A 17334-nucleotide genomic window follows, 5' to 3' on the forward strand; every position below is an offset into this window, starting at 1 on the left:
TACCGGACTGCCCGTGGCCGTCGCAACTCCTGGAAGGATTCGACATGAAAAAGATCGTTGTTCTCGGCGCCGGCGGCAAGATGGGCTACCGCTGCTCGGCCAACCTGCGCGGTGCACCGTATCAGGTGTCGCATGTGGAAGTCAGTGATGCCGGGCGCACGCGGCTGAAGGAGCTCGGCATCACCTGCGCGCCAGCCGACTCGGTGATTCCGCAGGCCGATGTCGTCGTGCTGGCGATTCCCGACAATGTGATCGGCAAGGCCACCCACGCGCTGGCGAAGCAGTTCAAGCCCGGCGCGATCCTGATTGCACTCGATGCGGCAGCGCCGTTTGCCGGCGAGCTGCCGGAGCGCGACGACCTGACGATCTTCGTCGCCCATCCCTGCCACCCGCCGGTTTTCAATGAAGAGACCGACCCGGAAGCGAAACGCGATTATTTCGGCGGCGTGAAGGCGAAGCAGGCGATCGTCTGCGCGCTGCTGCGCGGCCCGGCCGAGCATTTCGACCTTGCCGAGGATGTCGCGAAGCGGATGTATGCGCCGGTGATGCGCTCTCACCGTGCAACGGTCGACCAGATGGCGATCCTCGAGCCGGTGTTGTCGGAAACCGTCTGCGCGACCTGCCTGGCGGTGATCCGCGAAGCCACCGACGAGGCGGTGCGGCGCGGTGTACCGAAGGAGGTTGCGCACGACTTCATCCTCGGCCACCTGAATGTCGAATTGGCGATCCTGTTCGATCAGCTGCCCGGTGTGCGCATGTCCGATGCCGCGAACCGCGCGGTCGAGCGCGCGAAGAAGGAGATCTTCGCGCCCGACTGGAAGAAGGTGTTCGAGCCGGACGCGATTCGCGAAAGCATTCGGCTGATCACCAACGTCGAGGCCTGACGGCTGGCGGGACAACAGGAGAAACCGATGGCCAGGCTCGTCGACGCTTATTTCCGCACGCTGAAGGCGCTGATCGCGCTGTGTCTGCTGCTGATGGTGGTGCTGGTGTTCAGCAACGTCGTGCTGCGCTATGGCTTCAATACCGGCATCACGTTGAGCGAGGAGGTGTCGCGCTGGCTGTTCGTCTACCTGGTCTTCCTCGGCGCCATCGTCGCGATGCGCGAACATGCCCACCTCGGCATGGACGGCGTCGCCAAGCGCCTGCCGCCGCAGGGCAGGAAGGCCTGCCTGGTGGCCAGCCAGCTGCTGATGTTGTGGGCGACCTGGCTGCTGCTGAAAGGCAGCTGGGTGCAGACGCAGATCAACCTGCCGTCGACCGCACCGTCGTCCGGCCTGTCGCTGGGCATCTTCTATGCGGTCGGCATCGTCTTCGGTGTTTCGGCCGGCGGCATCCTGCTGGCCGACCTGTACCGCGTGCTGAGTGGCGCAGTCGGCGACGACGAGCTGGTGATGGTGCGCGAGTCGGAAGAGGTCGAGGAACTCGAGGCGGTGCTGCACCAGCCCGCCGCAGCCACCGCCGCGCCGCCGGTGAGCGGCAGACCGGCCTGAACACGGAGCCCCGAGATGCCCGCTGCCGTTTTCCTCTTCTCGTTGCTGGGCGCGATGACGCTCGGCATGCCGATCGCCTTTGCGCTGCTGGTCTCGGCGATTGCGCTGATGCTGCACCTCGACATGTTCGACGCGCAGATCATTGCGCAGAACGTCATCAACGGCGCCGACAGCTTCGCGCTGATGGCGGTGCCGTTCTTCCTGCTCGCCGGCGAGATCATGAATGTCGGCGGCCTGTCGCGGCGCATCGTCAATGTCGCGATGGCCCTGGTCGGACACGTGCGGGGCGGGCTCGGTTATGTCACGGTGGTCGCGGCCTGCGTGCTCGCGGCCCTGTCGGGCTCGGCGATCGCCGATGCCGCGGCACTGGCGACGCTGCTGGTGCCGATGATGGTGCAGGCCGGTCACGACCGGTCGCGGGCCGCCGGCCTCGTTGCCTCCGCCGGCATCATCGGGCCGATCATTCCGCCGTCGATCGGCTTCGTGATCTTCGGCGTTGCCGCCAACCTGTCGATCAGCAAGCTGTTCCTGGCCGGCATCATGCCGGGCATCTACCTCGGCGTCGCGCTGATGATCACGTGGTGGTTCCTGGTTCGCAAGGAGCATGTGGTCGCGCCGCCGCGCTGCCCGCCCGGCGAACTGCGCCGTGCACTGCTCGATGGCAGCTGGGCGCTGATGTTGCCGTTCATCGTGATCTTCGGGCTGAAATTCGGCATCTTCACGCCGACCGAGGCCGGCGTGGTGGCAGCGGTCTATTCGTTTTTTGTCGCGGTGTTCGTCTATCGCGAGCTGAAGCCGTCGCAGATCTACCAACTGTTCGTGACCTCCGCGAAGATCACCTCGGTCGTGATGTTCCTGGTGGCTGCCGCGCTGGTCGCCGGCTGGCTGATCACGATTGCCGACATGCCGGCGAAGGTCATCGCGATGCTCGAGCCGCTGATCGCGCACCCGACGCTGCTGCTGATCGCGATGATGGTGCTGGTGATCCTGGTCGGCACCGCGATGGACATGACGCCGACCATCCTGATCCTGACGCCGGTGCTGATCCCGGTCGTCAAGGCGGCCGGCATCGATCCGATCTATTTCGGTGTGTTGTTCATGATCAACAACGCAATCGGCCTGATCACGCCGCCGGTCGGCACGGTGCTGAACGTCGTTGCCGGCGTCGCGAAGATTTCGATCGGCCAGGTTGCCAGGGGCGTGATGCCGTTCATGCTGGCCCAGTTGATCGTGCTGTTCCTGCTCGTGTTGTTCCCGTCGCTGGTCACGGTGCCGGCGAAATGGTTCACCGGGTGAGCTCGAGCTTTTTCTACCAGACCGAGAGAACGAACATGTTGAAGAAGGAAGTGGTGCGTGGCAATGGCGCGCGTGTCGTGATCATGGACTCGATCACCAAGGTCACGCCGGAGGACAAGGGCAGCATCGTCGTCTCGGCGTCGCACGGCGGCGCCAGTTCGGGTGAATTCGCACTCGAGGTGCCGCTGCAGGCGGCGTTTTTCAACGATGCCGGCGTCGGCAAGGACAAGGCCGGCATCGCGGCTCTGGCGATGCTGCAGCAACGCGGCGTGGCCGGCGGCACCGTCTCGCACACCAGCGCACGCATCGGCGAGTCGCAGGACATGTGGGACGAGGGCGTGATCTCGCATCTGAACGAAGAAGCGCAGGCGCTCGGACTGGTCGTCGGCGAGCGGCTCTGTGATGCGTTGACCCGGCTGGCGAACGGCGAGGGCGCAACGACGGCGTAACGGCCGGGTCGCAGGCAGCATGCCCGCATGTCGGATCGGACGGCTTCGGCCTGAAAAGGCTTCTGCTCGGCGCAAGTCCTTGTCCGCCGCTCGGAGATTGGCATTGCTGCGGATGCCGATTGATACCTCGGCAGCGCTGCTCAGATGCAGCCTGGGCGCGCAGCACTTGGCGTGCAGCCTTCTCTTCGATATACTGGGCCGCTTTCGAAAATAAGAAAACATTTTCGAGAAATGGGAGTCCAGGAGATACGATGCCGACACTCGACGCTGATGCACGACGCCTTGTCGACCTCGGAAGACAGGCTGGAAAACCACCGTTCGAAGTCTTGACGCCAGTGCAGGCGCGCGAGGCTTATGCGGCGAGTTGGGACCTGCTCCAGCCGCCCGCGGAGCCGGTCGCCTCGGTGCGCGACATCGATATCGACGGCCCGGGTGGTGTGCTGCGGCTGCGGGTCTATCGCGGCACTGGCACGGCGGCCGGCCAGTGCATTCCATGCCTGGTCTTTCTGCACGGCGGCGGCTGGGTGATCGGTGGGCTGGAGAGCCACGACCGGTTGTGCCGCAACCTTGCCAATGCCGCTGGCATTTGCGTCGTTGCGGTCGACTACCGGCTGGCGCCCGAGTTTCCGTATCCGGCCGGGCTCGACGACTGCGAAGCGGCGTGGCGCTGGGTTCATCAACACACAGCCGAACTGTCGATCGAGCCTGAGCGCATCGCGATCGGCGGCGACAGTGCCGGCGGCCACCATGCCGCGGTACTTGCGCTGATGGGCCGCGACGGCACGGTGCCGGCGGCCTGCCACCAGACCTTGCTGTATCCGGTGACCGACATCGCGGCCGAAAGCGATTCGTACCGAAGCGTCGCCGATGTGCCGCTGACCGCAGCGACGATGCGCTGGTTCATCGACCTGTATGCACCGGATCCGGCGGCGCGCGCGCACTGGAAGCTGTCGCCGTTGCGCGCTGCCAGCTTCGCCGGACTGCCGCCAGCGCTGCTGTTGACCGTCGGCCACGATCCGCTGCGCGACGAGGGTCGGGCCTACGGCGAGCGGCTGCACGAAGCCGGCGTGCAGATGCTTTCGCTGCACGCCGGCGACCAGATGCACGGCGTATTGCTGCAGGGCCGGATGGTGCGCGCCGCGAATGTGCTGGCCGAGATGCTCGGCACCGCATTGCGCGCCGCGCTGCGGCCGGTTGCGAATTGAGGCCCGAGATGCGGCGCATCTGCCATCCGTATCGACCAGAGCTTTTTTGCATCGCTGCGCCGGCGCGACATGCCTCCGCGCGCAGCGTTTCCATTCCCACCAAGCCGGCGTGACCGTCCGGCCGATCACGAGGAGAGACAAGTGACGAAACGATTCGAGAACCGCGTCTATGTGGTGTCCGGCGGAGCGCGCGGCCTCGGTGCCGCGATGGCGCGCCGGCTGGTCGCAGACGGTGCCAAGGTGCTGATTGGCGATGTGCTGCAGGAGCAGGGCGAGGCGCTTGCCGCCGAGCTCGGCGAGGCCTGTCGGTTCCGGCGGCTCGACGTCACCGACGAGGCGCAGTGGAACGCAGCGGTCGATGCTGCCGAGTCGATGGGGCCGGTGCACGGCCTCGTCAACAACGCGGGCGTCTACAAGCCGGTCTCGCTGGTCGCGCCGGACAGCCCGGCCGAATTCCGCCGTCACATGGAGATTAACCAATACGGCACCTTTCTCGGCCTGCGTGCGATCGTCCCGGCGCTCGAGCGCAACGGCGGCGGTTCGATCGTCAACATCTCGTCGACCGTCGGGCTGCGCTCGGCGCCGAATTCGATCGCCTATACCGGCACCAAGTGGGCGGTTCGCGGCATGACGAAAACCGCTGCGCTCGAACTGGTCGGCCGGAACATCCGTGTCAACTCGGTGCATCCAGGACCGACCGATACCGAGATCCTGCGCGTGCGCACCGACGAGGAAAACCGCCAGCGCGTGCAGCAGGTGCCGATGAAGCGGCTCGGTACGCCGGATGAAGTCGCGTCGGCGGTGCTGTTCCTGTTGTCCGACGAAAGCAGCTACACGACCGGCGCCGAGCTGGCCGTCGATGGGGGGACCGTGCTGTGAACCCGCAGACCGAGCAACCGATCGTCGGCCACAGCGAGCCGCACACGCCGGACACCGGCGCCTACGATGCCGTCGTGATCGGCGCCGGTTTTGCCGGGCTGTACATGCTGTATCGCCTGCGCGAACTCGGCCTGAAGGCACGCGGCTACGAAACCGGTGCCGGCGTCGGCGGCACCTGGTACTGGAACCGCTATCCCGGCGCGCGCTGCGATGTCGAGAGCATGCAGTATTCCTATTCCTTCTCCGAGGAACTGCAGCAGGAATGGGTGTGGAGCGAGCGTTATCCGCGCCAGGACGAGATCATCCGCTACATCGATCATGTGGCCGACCGCTTCGAGCTGCGGCCGATGATCCAGCTGCAGACGCGCGTGACCAGTGCGGTGCTCGACGAAAACAGCGGGCTGTGGGAAGTCGGCACCGATCGCGGTGACCGGGTCGGCGCACGCTTCGTGATCTCGGCCGCCGGCTGCCTGTCGGCCTCGCGGGTGCCGGACCTGCCGGGGCTGGCCTCGTTCAGCGGCAAGTGGTACCACACCGGCAACTGGCCGCGCGAGGATGTCGATTTCAGCGGCAAACGCGTCGGCGTGATCGGCACCGGTTCATCGGGCATCCAGATCATCCCGATGCTCGCGAAGCAGGCGGCGCAGCTGACGGTATTCCAGCGCACGCCGAATTTCAGCATCCCGGCCTGGAACCGGCCGTTGCCGGTGGACGAGCAGGATGCCTGGAAGGCCAATTTTGCCGAGCACCGCCGCAAGGCGAAGGCGTCGAAGTCGGCGATCCTGTACGACTACAGCCAGCGCTCGGCGCTCGAAGTCGACGATCAGGAACGCAAGGCTGAATACGATCGCCGCTGGGCCCGTGGCGGCAACAATTTCACGCACTCGTTCAACGACCTGCTGCTGAACAAGGAAGCGAACAAGACGGCCAGCGACTATGTGCGCGGCAAGATCCATTCGATCGTCAAAGACCCGCAAAAGGCGAAGCTGCTGGCGCCGGTCGACCACGGCCTCGGCACCAAGCGGGTCTGCGTCGATTCGGACTATTACGCAACCTACAACCTGCCGCACGTCAGCCTGGTCGACCTGCGCAGTTCGCCGATCAGCGAGATCGTGCCGGACGGCGTGTGCGCCGGTTCGCAATTGCATCAGCTGGACGCCCTCGTTTTTGCCACCGGCTACGACGCCGTCACCGGTGCACTCGACCGCATCGACATCCGCGGGCGCAACGGGCGCAAGCTGAAGGACGAGTGGGCCGATGGGCCGCGCACCTACCTCGGCCTGATGTCGCATGGTTTCCCGAACCTGTTCTTCATCACCGGCCCGCAAAGCCCGTCGATCCTGACCAACGTGATCATGTCGATCGAGCAGCATGTCGAGTGGATTGCCGGCTGCCTTGGCCACATGCAGCGCAACGGCCTGCGCTCGATCGAGGCCGATGCACAGGCGCAGCAGGACTGGGTCGTGCGGACCAACGAGCTGGCCATGAAGACGCTGTTTCCGAGTGCCAACTCGTGGTTCATGGGCGCGAACATTCCCGGCAAGCCGCGGGTCTTCCTGCCCTGGGTCGGCGGATTCGGCAACTACACGGTGATCTGCAACGAGGTCGTCGCAGCCGGCTACAGAGGCTTTCACCTGCGCGATGCGGTGAACGCCACCGAAGCGGCCGCGACCAGCTGAGCGCAGCGGGCCCTTCGCGGCCCCTCGTCTCACACCACGAGGAATTTCGCCAATGGCGTACAGAAGGCTCGGCCGCTCCGGCCTGATGGTGTCCCCGCTGTGCCTGGGAACGATGATGTTCGGCGGCGCCACCGAAGAGGCGGAGGCGGCACGCATCCTTGCCGATGCTGCCGAGCACGGCGTCAATTTCATCGATACCGCCGACGCCTACAACGCCGGCCGCTCCGAGGAAATCGTCGGCCGCGCAATCCGCGGAAGCCGCGAACACTGGGTGCTGGCGACCAAGGTCGCGTTTCCGATGGGGCCGGGCCCGAATCAGCGTGGCCTGTCGCGCCGCTGGATCAGCGAGGCGGTCGAGCACAGCCTGCGCCGCCTCGGCACCGACCACATCGACATCTACTACCTGCACAAGGAAGAGCACGACACGCCACTGGCGGAAAGCGTGCGTGCAGTGGGCGACCTGATCCGCCAGGGCAAGGTCCGCCATTTCGGTGTGTCGAACTACCGCAGCTGGCGGGTCGCCGAGATCTGCCGGCTTTGCGACGAGATGGGCATCGACCGGCCGGTCGTCAGTTCACCGTATTACAACGCGCTGAACCGGATGCCCGAGGTCGAGCACCTGCCGGCCTGCGGTTTTTTCGGACTCGGCGTCGTGCCCTACAGCCCGATCGCGCGCGGCGTGCTGACCGGCAAATACGATCCCGACAAGCCGGCGCCGGAAGGTACGCGCGCCGGGCGCAACGACGTGCGGATGATGCAGTCCGAATGGCGCCCGGAATCGCTGCGCATCGCGCAGCAGATCAAGCGCCACGCCGAAGCGCGCGGCATCAGCGCCGGCCAGTTTGCCGCCGCCTGGGTGTTGAACAACCGCTTCATCACCTCGGTGATCGCAGGTCCGCGCACCGAGGCGCAATGGCAGGAATACCTCGGCGCGACCCGTTATCGCTTCACGCCGGAGGACGAGGCCTTCATCGACAGCCTGGTGACGCCAGGCCATCCGTCGACGCCGGGCTACAACGATCCGGCCTATCCGCTGGAAGGCCGAATCCCACGCCACGCAGCCGCCGACGATTCCCGGGAAAACCCGGGAACAACAACTTGATCAGATCTCTACAATTTCGAAAACAGAGATGCGGTTTCGAAATCACGAAACACGCGCCACCTGGCTCCAGAAGCATTTCTCCACTGCTCACTCCTTAGGAGACTCAACATGAAACTGTCCAAACTCCTGCTCGCCCTCGGTCTCGGTGTCGCGATCGCCTCAGGTCCGGCTGCGGCGCGCGATCTGAAACTGGCTTCCGGCGTGCTGCCGACGCACACCAACCACACCGGCTACGAGGCATTCGCGAAGGCGCTGAAGGAACAGGCGCCGGACATGAACGTGCGCATCCTGCCGCTGTCGTTCCTCAATTCGACCCAGACCTACGCCGGCATCCGCGACGGTGTCGTCGACCTCGGCTTCGTGCTCGCCCCGCTGCTGCCGTCGGACCTGCCGGAAGCGCAGCTGCCGATCAACCTGGCGATGCTCGGCAGCAGCGGCTTTGCGATGGCCGGTGCGATGACCGAATACCTGATGACCTGCCAGGAATGCCAGGCCGAGAAGCTGAAGATGAACCATGTCTACCTTGGTTCGGTCGCAGCCGGCCCGTACTGGATCCTGTCGACGAAGAAGATCACCACGCTCGACGACATCAAGGGCAAGAAGCTGCGTTCGGGCGCCGCGCCGTGGGGCCGCTGGGCCTCGGACATGGGTGCGGTCGCGATGTCGATCACGCCGAACGAGATCTTCGAGGCGATGTCGCAAGGCACGCTGGACGGCGGCATGCTGCCGGCCTCCGAGCTGACCAACCTGCGGCTGATCGACCTTGTCAAGCATGTGACGACCGGCGCGCCCGGCGGCACCTACCACGGCATGGAGATCCTCAACGTCAACCGCAATACCTGGCGCGCACTGTCGGAGCCGCAGCGCCGCGCGGTCGTCGATGCCGCCGCGATGGGTTCGGCGGTCGTCACGCTGCGTTTTCTCGGTGATGTCGAGCGCAACCTCGCCGAGGCGCGCAAGAAGGGCATCCAGATCCACGAGGCAGCGCCGGACCTGGTCGCTCGCTCGAAGGCGTTCGCCGCGGCCGATATCGCCCGCGTCGCCGCATCCGCCGAGAAGGACTACGGCATCAAGAATGCCCCCGCAAAGGCGCAGCGCTTCCGCGACCTGGTCGCGAAATGGGAGAAGCTGATTCCGCCGGGCATCGATAAGGCCGAACCGAAGGTGCTGGCCGACATCCTGCACAAGGAGATCTACTCGAAGATCGACGTCAAGACCTACGGCATGTAAGGCGCAGCGCGAGCGACTTCCATGGATGCCCGGCAGACCGTTGCCTACCGGATAGGCAGCTTCCTCGACGGACTCGTCGTCGCCATCGCCGCGATCGGCCTGATGGCGATGATGGTCCACATCACGCTCGACGTGATGGCCGGGCTGCTGCTGAACTCGCCGCTTGCACTGACCAGCACCTATGTCACGCAGTACTACATGATTGCAGTGGCATTTCTGCCGGTCGTTGCGGCCGAGTTCCGCGGCGCGCACATCAGTGCGGATCTGTTCTACCGGCGCATGCCGCCGCGGGTGCAACTGGTCGTGCGCATCCTCGTGCTGGTGATCGTGCTGGGCGTCTACCTGATGCTGACCACGCAGGCCTGGCAGCAGGCGATGACGAAATTTGCGAGCAGTGCCTTCGTCCATGAGCACGGCACCCGGGTCGTTGTATGGCCGTCGTATTTCATGCTGCCAGTGGGCTTCGGCCTCAGTGCCGTCGTCATAGCCGGCCGGCTGGTGCTGGCGTTGATGGGTGTGCCCGAAGCGCAGGACGAGCCGGCGGAACACGATATCGAATCGGAGCATGCCGGTGTCTGACACGATGATCGGCATGGTCGGCATCGGCGGCCTGCTCGGGCTGATTGCGCTGCGTGCGCCGATCGGCTTGTCGCTGGTGCTGGTTTCCTACCTCGGGCTGTGGGCGATGTCGGACCATGCAGCCGCCTGGGGCATGCTGCAGGTGGTGCCGTTCTCCTTCATCGCGAACTGGACCTTGAGTTCGGTGCCGATGTTCCTGCTGATGGGCTTCGTCTGCTACCGCTGCGGGCTGACGGCAGGTCTGTTTGCAGCGGCGCGGCTGTGGTTCTCGCGACTGCCCGGCGGCCTCGCGATCGCGTCGGTTTTCGGCTGTTCCGGTTTTGCCGCGGTTACCGGGTCGAGCGTTGCCTGCGCGGCCGCGATGGGCAAGGTCGCGGTGCCGGAGATGGTCAAGCACCGCTACGACATGGGGCTGGCGACCGGCACGCTGGCCGCGGCGGGCACGGTCGGCGCGCTGATTCCGCCGAGCATCCTGCTGATCATCTTCGGCGTCGTCGCTCAGGTGCCGATCACCGCGCTGTTCCTGGCCGGCCTCGGTGTCGGCATCGCAACCTCGCTGACCTATGTGCTGGTCATCATCATCCGCGTCAAGCTGAACCCGTCGCTGGCGCCGCAAGTCACGGAAACGGTGACCAGGGCCCAGCACTGGGAAGCGATCAAGTCGACCTGGCCGATCGTCGTGCTGATAGTCGGCGTGCTCGGCGGCATGTTCGCCGGCCTGTTCACCGCGACGCAGGCCGGTGCGGTCGGTGCCGCGATGGCGCTGCTGGTCGCTGCGGTCAAGCGCACGCTGACCCGCGAATCGTTCAAGCTGGCAACCGTCGAGACGCTGGTCACCTGCGGCGGCCTGTTCATCGTGATCGTCGGCGCGAGCATGCTGACCCGATTCCTGACCTTGTCCGGTGTCGGCGAAGCGATCGCCAGCGGCGTCGACTCGCTGAATGCCGGCCCGCTGACACTGCTGCTCGGCATCACCGTCGTCTATCTGGCGCTCGGCATGTTCCTCGAGCCGGTCGGCGCGATGCTGATCACGCTGCCGATCTTCCTGCCGATGATCCGCGGTGCCGAGATCAGCCTGATCTGGTTCGGTGCCTATGTCGCGAAGATGCTCGAGATCGGCATGATCACGCCGCCGGTCGGGCTGAATGTCTTCGTGCTCAGCAGCACGATCGGCAAGACCGCGCCGACCGAACTGATCTTCCGCGGCATCTGGTGGTTTTTCATCGCCGACCTGCTGCTGGTCGCGCTGATCATCTTCGTGCCGGGCATCGTGTTGTGGTTCCCGGGGCTTTTCTCCTGACTCTGCGTCCCGAAACCCAGCAATGAGCGCCATCGAGGAGCCCGTTCCGCATCCCCACCTGCCGATCCGGCCCGACTGGCTGGCGCAACACGATGAGGCTCCGCTCGAGCCCGAGCTGTCGATCATCGATGCGCATCACCACATCTGGGACCACGCGAACAACCGCTACCTGCACGAGGACGTGCTGGCCGACGTGAGCTCTGGCCACCGCATCGTCGCGACGGTCTTCGTCGAGTGCGCAAGCATGTACCGCAAGCAGGGCCCGACCGAACTGGCGCCGTTGGGTGAGACGGAATTCGTCAATGCGATCGCCGAAGCCTCCGCCGACCGGCCGTGCCGGATTGCCGCCGGCATCGTCGGCCATGCGAACCTGCAGCTCGGCAGCGATGTCGCCGCAGTGCTCGATGCGCATGTTGCCGCGACGCCCGGCCGCTTCCGGGGCGTGCGCCATTCGAGCGTCTACCACCCCGATCCGCGCGCCCGTGGTTCGCTCGCGAACCCGCCGCCGGGTCTGCTGCTCGATGCGCAGTTCCGCCGCGGCTTTGCCTGCCTCGGGCCGCGCGGCCTGTCGTTCGACGCCTGGCTGTACCACACGCAGATCGGCGAGCTGGAAGATCTTGCGCACGCCTTCCCCGGTACCACCGTCGTGCTCGACCATGTCGGCGGGCCGATCGGCATCGGCCCCTACCAGGGCCGGCGCGATGCGGTATTTGCCGACTGGCGCCGCTCGATCCGGTCGCTGGCGCATTGCGACAATGTCGTCGTCAAGCTCGGCGGCATGGGCATGCGGCTGTTCGGCTTCGACTTCGCGCAGCGCGACCGGCCGCCGAACTCTGAACAGCTTGCTGCCGCATGGCAGCCGTATATCGCCGAATGCATCGCCGCCTTCGGGCCCAGGCGCTGCATGTTGCAGAGCAATTTTCCGGTCGACAAGGGAACAGCGAGTTACGGCGTGATCTGGAATGCGTTCAAGCTCATCACGCGCGACTACGGCGCCGACGAGCGCAATGCGCTGTTCCATGACACCGCGGCGCGCGTCTACCGCATCCCTGCCGTCAGCGCCGGCTGAGCGCGGGCCGCGCCGATGGCCACCGATTTCGACTATGTGATCGTCGGCTCCGGGCCGGCAGGCTCGGTGCTCGCGAATCGCTTGAGCGAAGACGGCATCAGCACGGTCTGCGTGCTCGAAGCGGGCCCGCTCGATAAACACCCCTATATCCGAATACCGGCCGCGTTCGTCAAGCTGTTGAACCGGCCCGACATCATGTGGCCGTTCGAGTGCGAGCCCGGTGCGGCGATCGCTGGCCGCAGCGTGCGGCTGCCGCAGGGCCGGGTGGTCGGCGGTTCGAGTTCGATCAACGGCCTCGCGTATACGCGCGGCCAGGCCGAGGATTTCGACGACTGGGCGGCGCTCGGCAATGCCGGCTGGGGCTACCGCGACGTGTTGCCGTATTTCATGAAATCCGAGCGGCGCATCGGCATCGGCGACCCGGTCTATCGCGGCCTCGACGGCGAATTGCCGGTCACCGATCCCGACTGGACCAGCCCACTGTGCGAGGCTTTCATCGCCGGCGCGGCCGAACTCGGCATTCCGCGCAATCCCGATTACAACGGCGCGCAGCAGCTCGGCGCCGGTTATTTCCAGCGCACGATCGATCGCGGCCGCCGCGTCAGTGCCGCCGATGCCTTTCTGCATCCGGCGGTGCAGCGTGGCCGGGTCGACCTGCGCACCGATGCGGTCGCAACGGCGATCGTTTTCGACGGCCGACGCGCAACTGGCGTGTCTTATCAGCAAGGCGCCGAAAAACACATCGTGCGGGCGCGGCGCGAAGTGATTCTCTGCGCCGGCACGATCAATTCGCCAAAGCTGCTGCAGTTGTCCGGCATCGGGCCCGGCCCGTTGCTGCAGCAGCTCGGCGTGCCGGTGCTGCAGCATCTGCCCGGCGTCGGCGAAAACCTGCGCGACCATTACACGGTGCGGATGACGGCGCGCGCGCGCGACGTCCGCACGATCAACGAATCGGCACACGGCTGGCGGCTCGGCATCGAGATCGCGAAGTGGCTGGCCGGCAGGCCGAGCATCATCGGCCTGAGCCCGTCGCTGGTCCATGTGTTCTGGAAGACCCGCGCCGAACTGACGCGCGGCGACATCCAGGTGTTGTTCACGCCGGCGAGCTACAAGCCCGGCAAGCACTACCAGGTCGACGATGCACCGGGCATGAGCGTCGGTGCGCGCCAGCAGCGCCCGGAAAGCCGCGGCAGCGTTCGGATCGCGAGCGCAGACCCGCTGGCCGCTCCGCGTGTGCAGCCGAACTATCTGCACGAGGAGCAGGATCAGCGGACCATCGTGGCGGCGCTGAAGATTGCGCGCCGGCTGCTGCGAAGCCGCGCGCTGCAACCGTTTTTCGACGCCGAGACACTGCCCGGTGATGCCGTCGCCAGCGACGACGAGTGGCTGGATTTTGCGCGCCGCATCGGCAATACCGCCTACCACCTGGTCGGCAGCTGCAGCATGGGTCCGGGTGGCGACCCGCTGGCGGTCGTCGATGCGCAGTTGCGTGTGCGCGGCGTCGACGGCCTGCGCGTCGTCGATGCCTCGGTGATCCCGCGGGTACCGTCGGCGAATACGCTTGCCGCGACGCTGATGGTTGGCGAGCGGGCCGCCGACCTGATCCGCGGTGTGAGCGCGCCGGCCACGGCGCTGGCGCCCGATCGCGCAGCCCCGGTCGCAGCCTGAAATGGATCTGCCCGAGACGATGACGGCATTGCCTTCAACGCAAATTCTGATCGATGGCCGGCGTCTCGACGGTGACGGGCTGTTTGCCGTCGACGACCGCTTCACGCAACAGCCGCTGGCACAGGTGCATGCGGCGAGCCGAATGCAGGTGGCCGATGCGGTGCGGGTCGCGCGCCGCGCCTGCGCGGCAATCCCGCCGCCGTACGAACGGGCGCAGATCCTGCGCCGCGCGGCGCAGCTGATCTCGCAACAACGGCAGCGGCTGATCGAGCTGACGATCGCCGAAGCCGGTTTTACCGTCGCCGAGGCGCAGGGCGAACTGCTGCGTGCGCTCGATACGCTGGAGCTCTGCGCCGAAGAGGCGAAACGCATCAGCGGCGAGATGATGCCGCTCGACGGCAACCCGGGTCAGCACAACCGCATCGGTTTTTCCATGCGCGAGCCGGTCGGCATCGTCTGCGCGATCACGCCGTTCAATTCGCCGCTGAATGCGGTGCTGCACAAGCTCGGCCCGGCGATCGCCGCCGGCAATGCGGTGCTGTTCAAGCCATCCGGCTACACGCCGCTGACCGCGAGCCTGATCTGCGATCTGTTGCTCGAAGCCGGATGGCCTGCCGGCGCGATTGCCTTGCTGCATGGCCTGGACGGGCAGGTCGGCAGCTGGCTGCTCGACGAACCCGACATCGACTTCTATGCCTTCACCGGCAGCACCCGTGTCGGCCGGCTGATCCAGGCAGCGGCCGGCCTGCGGCGGACCCAGCTCGAGCTCGGCAGCATCGCCTGCACGATCGTCTGCGCCGATGCCGATATCGATGGCGCGCTGCCGAAGCTGGCCCGCGCGTCGTTCCGCAAGGCCGGTCAGGTCTGCACGTCGATCCAGCGGCTGTATGTCGAGGCACCCCTTGCCGACGAGGTGCTGCATCGGCTGAGCGAAGCCGCTGCGGCGATGCCGGCCGGCGACCCGCGCGATGCAAGGACGCAGGTCGGGCCGATGATCACGCAGGCGCAGGCCGAACGCGCCGAAACCTGGATCGCCGAAGCCTTGCAGGGCGGCGCCAGGCTCGGCGTCGGAGGAGGGCGCACGTGTTCGGTGCTGCAGCCCACGGTGCTGGACCAGGTGCGGCCCGGCATGAAGGTCGTCGACGAGGAAATCTTCGCACCGGTCGTCTCGGTGATCCCGTTCGCCGATCTGCAGGCGGCGATCCGCGAGGTCAACGCAACGCCGTTCGGCCTCGCCGCCGGCATCTTCACGCGCAACCTCGGCAGCGCCTTCGCCGCAGCCCGGCTGGTCAAGGCAGGCGCGGTGCACATCAACGAGACGTCGAGCTCACGCGCCGATGCGATGTCCTATGGCGGCGTCAAGGCGAGTGGCTTCGGCCGCGAAGGGCCGAGGTTCGCGATCCGCGAGATGACCGACGAGAAGGTCGTGACGGTCAGCCTCTAGGCAACGCGGCTCACTCGCCTCGCCAGGCAGCGGGCCGCCGCTCGGCAAACGCCGCTGCGCCTTCGCGGGCATCCTTCGATGCCAGCACCGGCGCGGTGATCGGCTCCTGCAGCTCGAACATGCGGTCGAGTGGCCAGTCGCGCTGCTCGACGATCACGCGTTTGCTGGCGGCGACCGACAGCGGTGCATTGGCGATCACCCGGCGCGCCAGCTTGATCGCCTCGGCCAGTGCCTCGCCCGGGTCGACCACCGCATTGAACAGGCCGTAGGGCGCGAGTTTGTCGGCCGGGTACAGGTCGCCGGTCAATGCCATCTCCATTGCGATGCGTTGCGGTATCAGCCGCGGCAGCCGCATCAGCCCGCCGGCCGCCGCGGCGAGGCCGCGCTTGACCTCGGGAATTCCGAACATCGCGTTGCGTGCGGTCACGACGAGGTCGCAGACCAGCATCGATTCGAAGCCGCCGGCAAGGCACCAACCCTCGACCGCAGCGATCAACGGCTTTTTCGGCGGGGTCCTCGCGATGCCGAGGATGCCGCGGCCTTCGACGCGGGTCACTTCGCCGCGCAGAAAAGCCTTCAGGTCCATTCCGGAGCAGAAGGTGCCGCCGGCGCCGGTCAAGATGCCGGCACGCAACGCCGGATTGCGGTCCATCTCGTCGATCGCTTCGCAGACGCCGTAGGAGACCGCGCGGTTGACGGCATTTTTCTGATCGGTCCGGTTGATCGTGATGATCACCAGGCCGTCGTCGTGCTCGACCAGGACTTCGGGTGTGCTCATGTTGCTGGCGTGAAGGTTTGCAGTCGCTCGACGGCCTCGAGGTATTCGAGCTGCATCCGGTACATCACGTCGCGGACGCTGCTCTCCTCGTTGATCATGCCGACCACCTGGCCGGCGGGAAATGAATAAAGGTCCTTGCGCTTCGCGCGAACCACGCGGGCATGGGCCTCGTTGTAGAGGATGCCCTGCAGCGGTGTCGGCAGGTAGGCCGGCGCGCCGGGTTGTTCCCAGGCTTCGGACAAGCGGCTTTTCAACATCCGCACGGTCTTGCCGGTGCGTGCCTTGCGCCGCACCGCATCGCTGGCGCCGGCCTCGAACAACACCTCCTTCTCGAAGGCATCGAGTTCGCTTTCTCGCGTGCCGAGCCACACCGTGCCGCACCAGACACCCTGCGCGCCGAGTGCCAGCGCGGCGGCGATCTGGCTGCCGCGCGCGATGCCGCCGGCGGCCAGCACCGCGACGCGGTCGCCGCAGGCTTCGACGACCTGCGGCACCAGCACCATCGTCGCGATCTCGCCGGTATGACCGCCGGCCTCGGTGCCCTGCGCGACGATCACCTCGACGCCGGCCGCCATGTGTCGCTCCGCATGTTCGGCCTTGCCGCACATCGCGCCGATCACGATGCCCCTGCCGCGGAGATCGGCGATGACATCCGGCGGCGGCGAACCGAGTGCGCTGACCACCAGCCGCACTTGCGGATGCGACAGCGTGACCGCCAGCAGCCGCCGGGCGCCGTCGGGTGTCATGCCGCCGCGGCCCTGCACGATCTCGCGCTCGACGCGCTCCTTTTCGTGCGGCGGCAACGGTGGAATACCGGCCTCGCTGAGGATGTTCTCGACAAAATCACGGTGGGTTTGCGGGATCAGCTGGTGCAGGTCTTCGCTGGTTTTTTCGGCCTGCGTGTCGTAGCTGGTCGGGATGATCACGTCCACGCCGTAAGGCCGGCCATCGACATGTTCGTCGATCCAGCGCAGCTCGGCCTCGAGCTGCTCCGGTGAAAACGTCGATGCGCCGAGCACGCCGAAACCGCCGGCCCGGGTCACCTCGACGACGACATCGCGGCAATGCGAAAAGGCAAAGATCGGCAGCTCGCAGCCGAGTCTGCGACACAACGGTGTCTGCATGTCAATTGCGGCGGGTTGCCCGCCACCTCCAGGGCTGAT

The 17334-nt window shown here is 66.3% G+C and carries 16 protein-coding genes; 14 read left to right on the forward strand and 2 right to left on the reverse strand.

All coding sequences use genetic code 11. The features are described from left to right. Nucleotides 1-44: 44 nt before the first annotated feature. From ACNH6H_RS24320 to ACNH6H_RS24385, 14 genes are all read left to right on the forward strand, one after another. Nucleotides 45-884 carry a phosphogluconate dehydrogenase C-terminal domain-containing protein gene (locus ACNH6H_RS24320; protein WP_418320847.1) on the forward strand — a complete coding sequence of 280 codons (840 nt, stop codon included), beginning with the start codon at nt 45-47 and terminating at the stop codon, nt 882-884. 27 nt (nt 885-911) lie between these two features. Beyond that, entirely contained in the window at nt 912-1493 is a 582-nt protein-coding gene (locus tag ACNH6H_RS24325; RefSeq protein WP_418320848.1) for a TRAP transporter small permease, read from the forward strand. 15 nt (nt 1494-1508) lie between these two features. Beyond that, nucleotides 1509-2789: a TRAP transporter large permease subunit gene (locus tag ACNH6H_RS24330; protein WP_418320849.1), complete on the forward strand. Its 1281-nt coding sequence runs from the start codon at nt 1509-1511 to the stop codon at nt 2787-2789. 35 nt (nt 2790-2824) lie between these two features. After that, nucleotides 2825-3238 carry a hypothetical protein gene (locus tag ACNH6H_RS24335; protein WP_418320850.1) on the forward strand — a complete coding sequence of 138 codons (414 nt, stop codon included), beginning with the start codon at nt 2825-2827 and terminating at the stop codon, nt 3236-3238. A gap of 251 nt (nt 3239-3489) precedes the next feature. After that, entirely contained in the window at nt 3490-4443 is a 954-nt protein-coding gene (locus tag ACNH6H_RS24340) for an alpha/beta hydrolase (protein WP_418320851.1), read from the forward strand. A 141-nt stretch (nt 4444-4584) separates the two neighbouring features. Continuing rightward, a complete protein-coding gene (locus ACNH6H_RS24345) occupies nt 4585-5322 on the forward strand; it encodes an SDR family NAD(P)-dependent oxidoreductase (RefSeq protein WP_418320852.1) in 738 nt (245 codons plus the stop codon). Further along, the gene (locus ACNH6H_RS24350) at nt 5319-7001 is read left to right on the forward strand and encodes a flavin-containing monooxygenase (protein ID WP_418320853.1); all 1683 of its coding nucleotides are present in this window, start codon (nt 5319-5321) and stop codon (nt 6999-7001) included. Before ACNH6H_RS24345 ends, ACNH6H_RS24350 begins: the two co-directional genes overlap by 4 nt. Nucleotides 7002-7053: 52 nt before the next feature. Beyond that, the gene (locus ACNH6H_RS24355) at nt 7054-8103 is read left to right on the forward strand and encodes an aldo/keto reductase (protein WP_418320854.1); all 1050 of its coding nucleotides are present in this window, start codon (nt 7054-7056) and stop codon (nt 8101-8103) included. Between the two features lie 108 nt (nt 8104-8211). Then, a complete protein-coding gene (locus ACNH6H_RS24360; protein WP_418320855.1) occupies nt 8212-9333 on the forward strand; it encodes a C4-dicarboxylate TRAP transporter substrate-binding protein in 1122 nt (373 codons plus the stop codon). 21 nt (nt 9334-9354) lie between these two features. Next, entirely contained in the window at nt 9355-9912 is a 558-nt protein-coding gene (locus tag ACNH6H_RS24365) for a TRAP transporter small permease (RefSeq protein WP_418320856.1), read from the forward strand. Next, complete coding sequence (locus ACNH6H_RS24370) at nt 9905-11212, forward strand: TRAP transporter large permease (RefSeq protein ID WP_418320857.1); 1308 nt, start codon at nt 9905-9907, stop codon at nt 11210-11212. The genes ACNH6H_RS24365 and ACNH6H_RS24370 overlap by 8 nt, the downstream gene beginning before the upstream one ends. Before the next feature lie 22 nt (nt 11213-11234). After that, nucleotides 11235-12281 carry an amidohydrolase family protein gene (locus ACNH6H_RS24375; protein ID WP_418320858.1) on the forward strand — a complete coding sequence of 349 codons (1047 nt, stop codon included), beginning with the start codon at nt 11235-11237 and terminating at the stop codon, nt 12279-12281. A gap of 15 nt (nt 12282-12296) precedes the next feature. After that, the gene (locus tag ACNH6H_RS24380) at nt 12297-13949 is read left to right on the forward strand and encodes a GMC family oxidoreductase (protein ID WP_418320859.1); all 1653 of its coding nucleotides are present in this window, start codon (nt 12297-12299) and stop codon (nt 13947-13949) included. 1 nt (nt 13950) lies between these two features. After that, the gene (locus ACNH6H_RS24385; RefSeq protein WP_418320860.1) at nt 13951-15393 is read left to right on the forward strand and encodes an aldehyde dehydrogenase family protein; all 1443 of its coding nucleotides are present in this window, start codon (nt 13951-13953) and stop codon (nt 15391-15393) included. Nucleotides 15394-15403: 10 nt separating this feature from the next. Here the strand turns inward: ACNH6H_RS24385 and ACNH6H_RS24390 are convergent, their stop codons facing one another. Further along, the gene (locus ACNH6H_RS24390) at nt 15404-16171 is read right to left on the reverse strand and encodes a crotonase/enoyl-CoA hydratase family protein (RefSeq protein ID WP_418320861.1); all 768 of its coding nucleotides are present in this window, start codon (nt 16169-16171) and stop codon (nt 15404-15406) included. After that, nucleotides 16168-17295, reverse strand: coding sequence for a nitronate monooxygenase (locus tag ACNH6H_RS24395; protein WP_418320862.1), 1128 nt, complete (start codon nt 17293-17295; stop codon nt 16168-16170). Before ACNH6H_RS24395 ends, ACNH6H_RS24390 begins: the two co-directional genes overlap by 4 nt. Nucleotides 17296-17334 lie beyond the last annotated feature (39 nt).

Source organism: Pseudideonella sakaiensis, from assembly GCF_048320135.1.
GTDB classification, from domain to species: domain Bacteria; phylum Pseudomonadota; class Gammaproteobacteria; order Burkholderiales; family Burkholderiaceae_C; genus Ideonella_A; species Ideonella_A sakaiensis_A.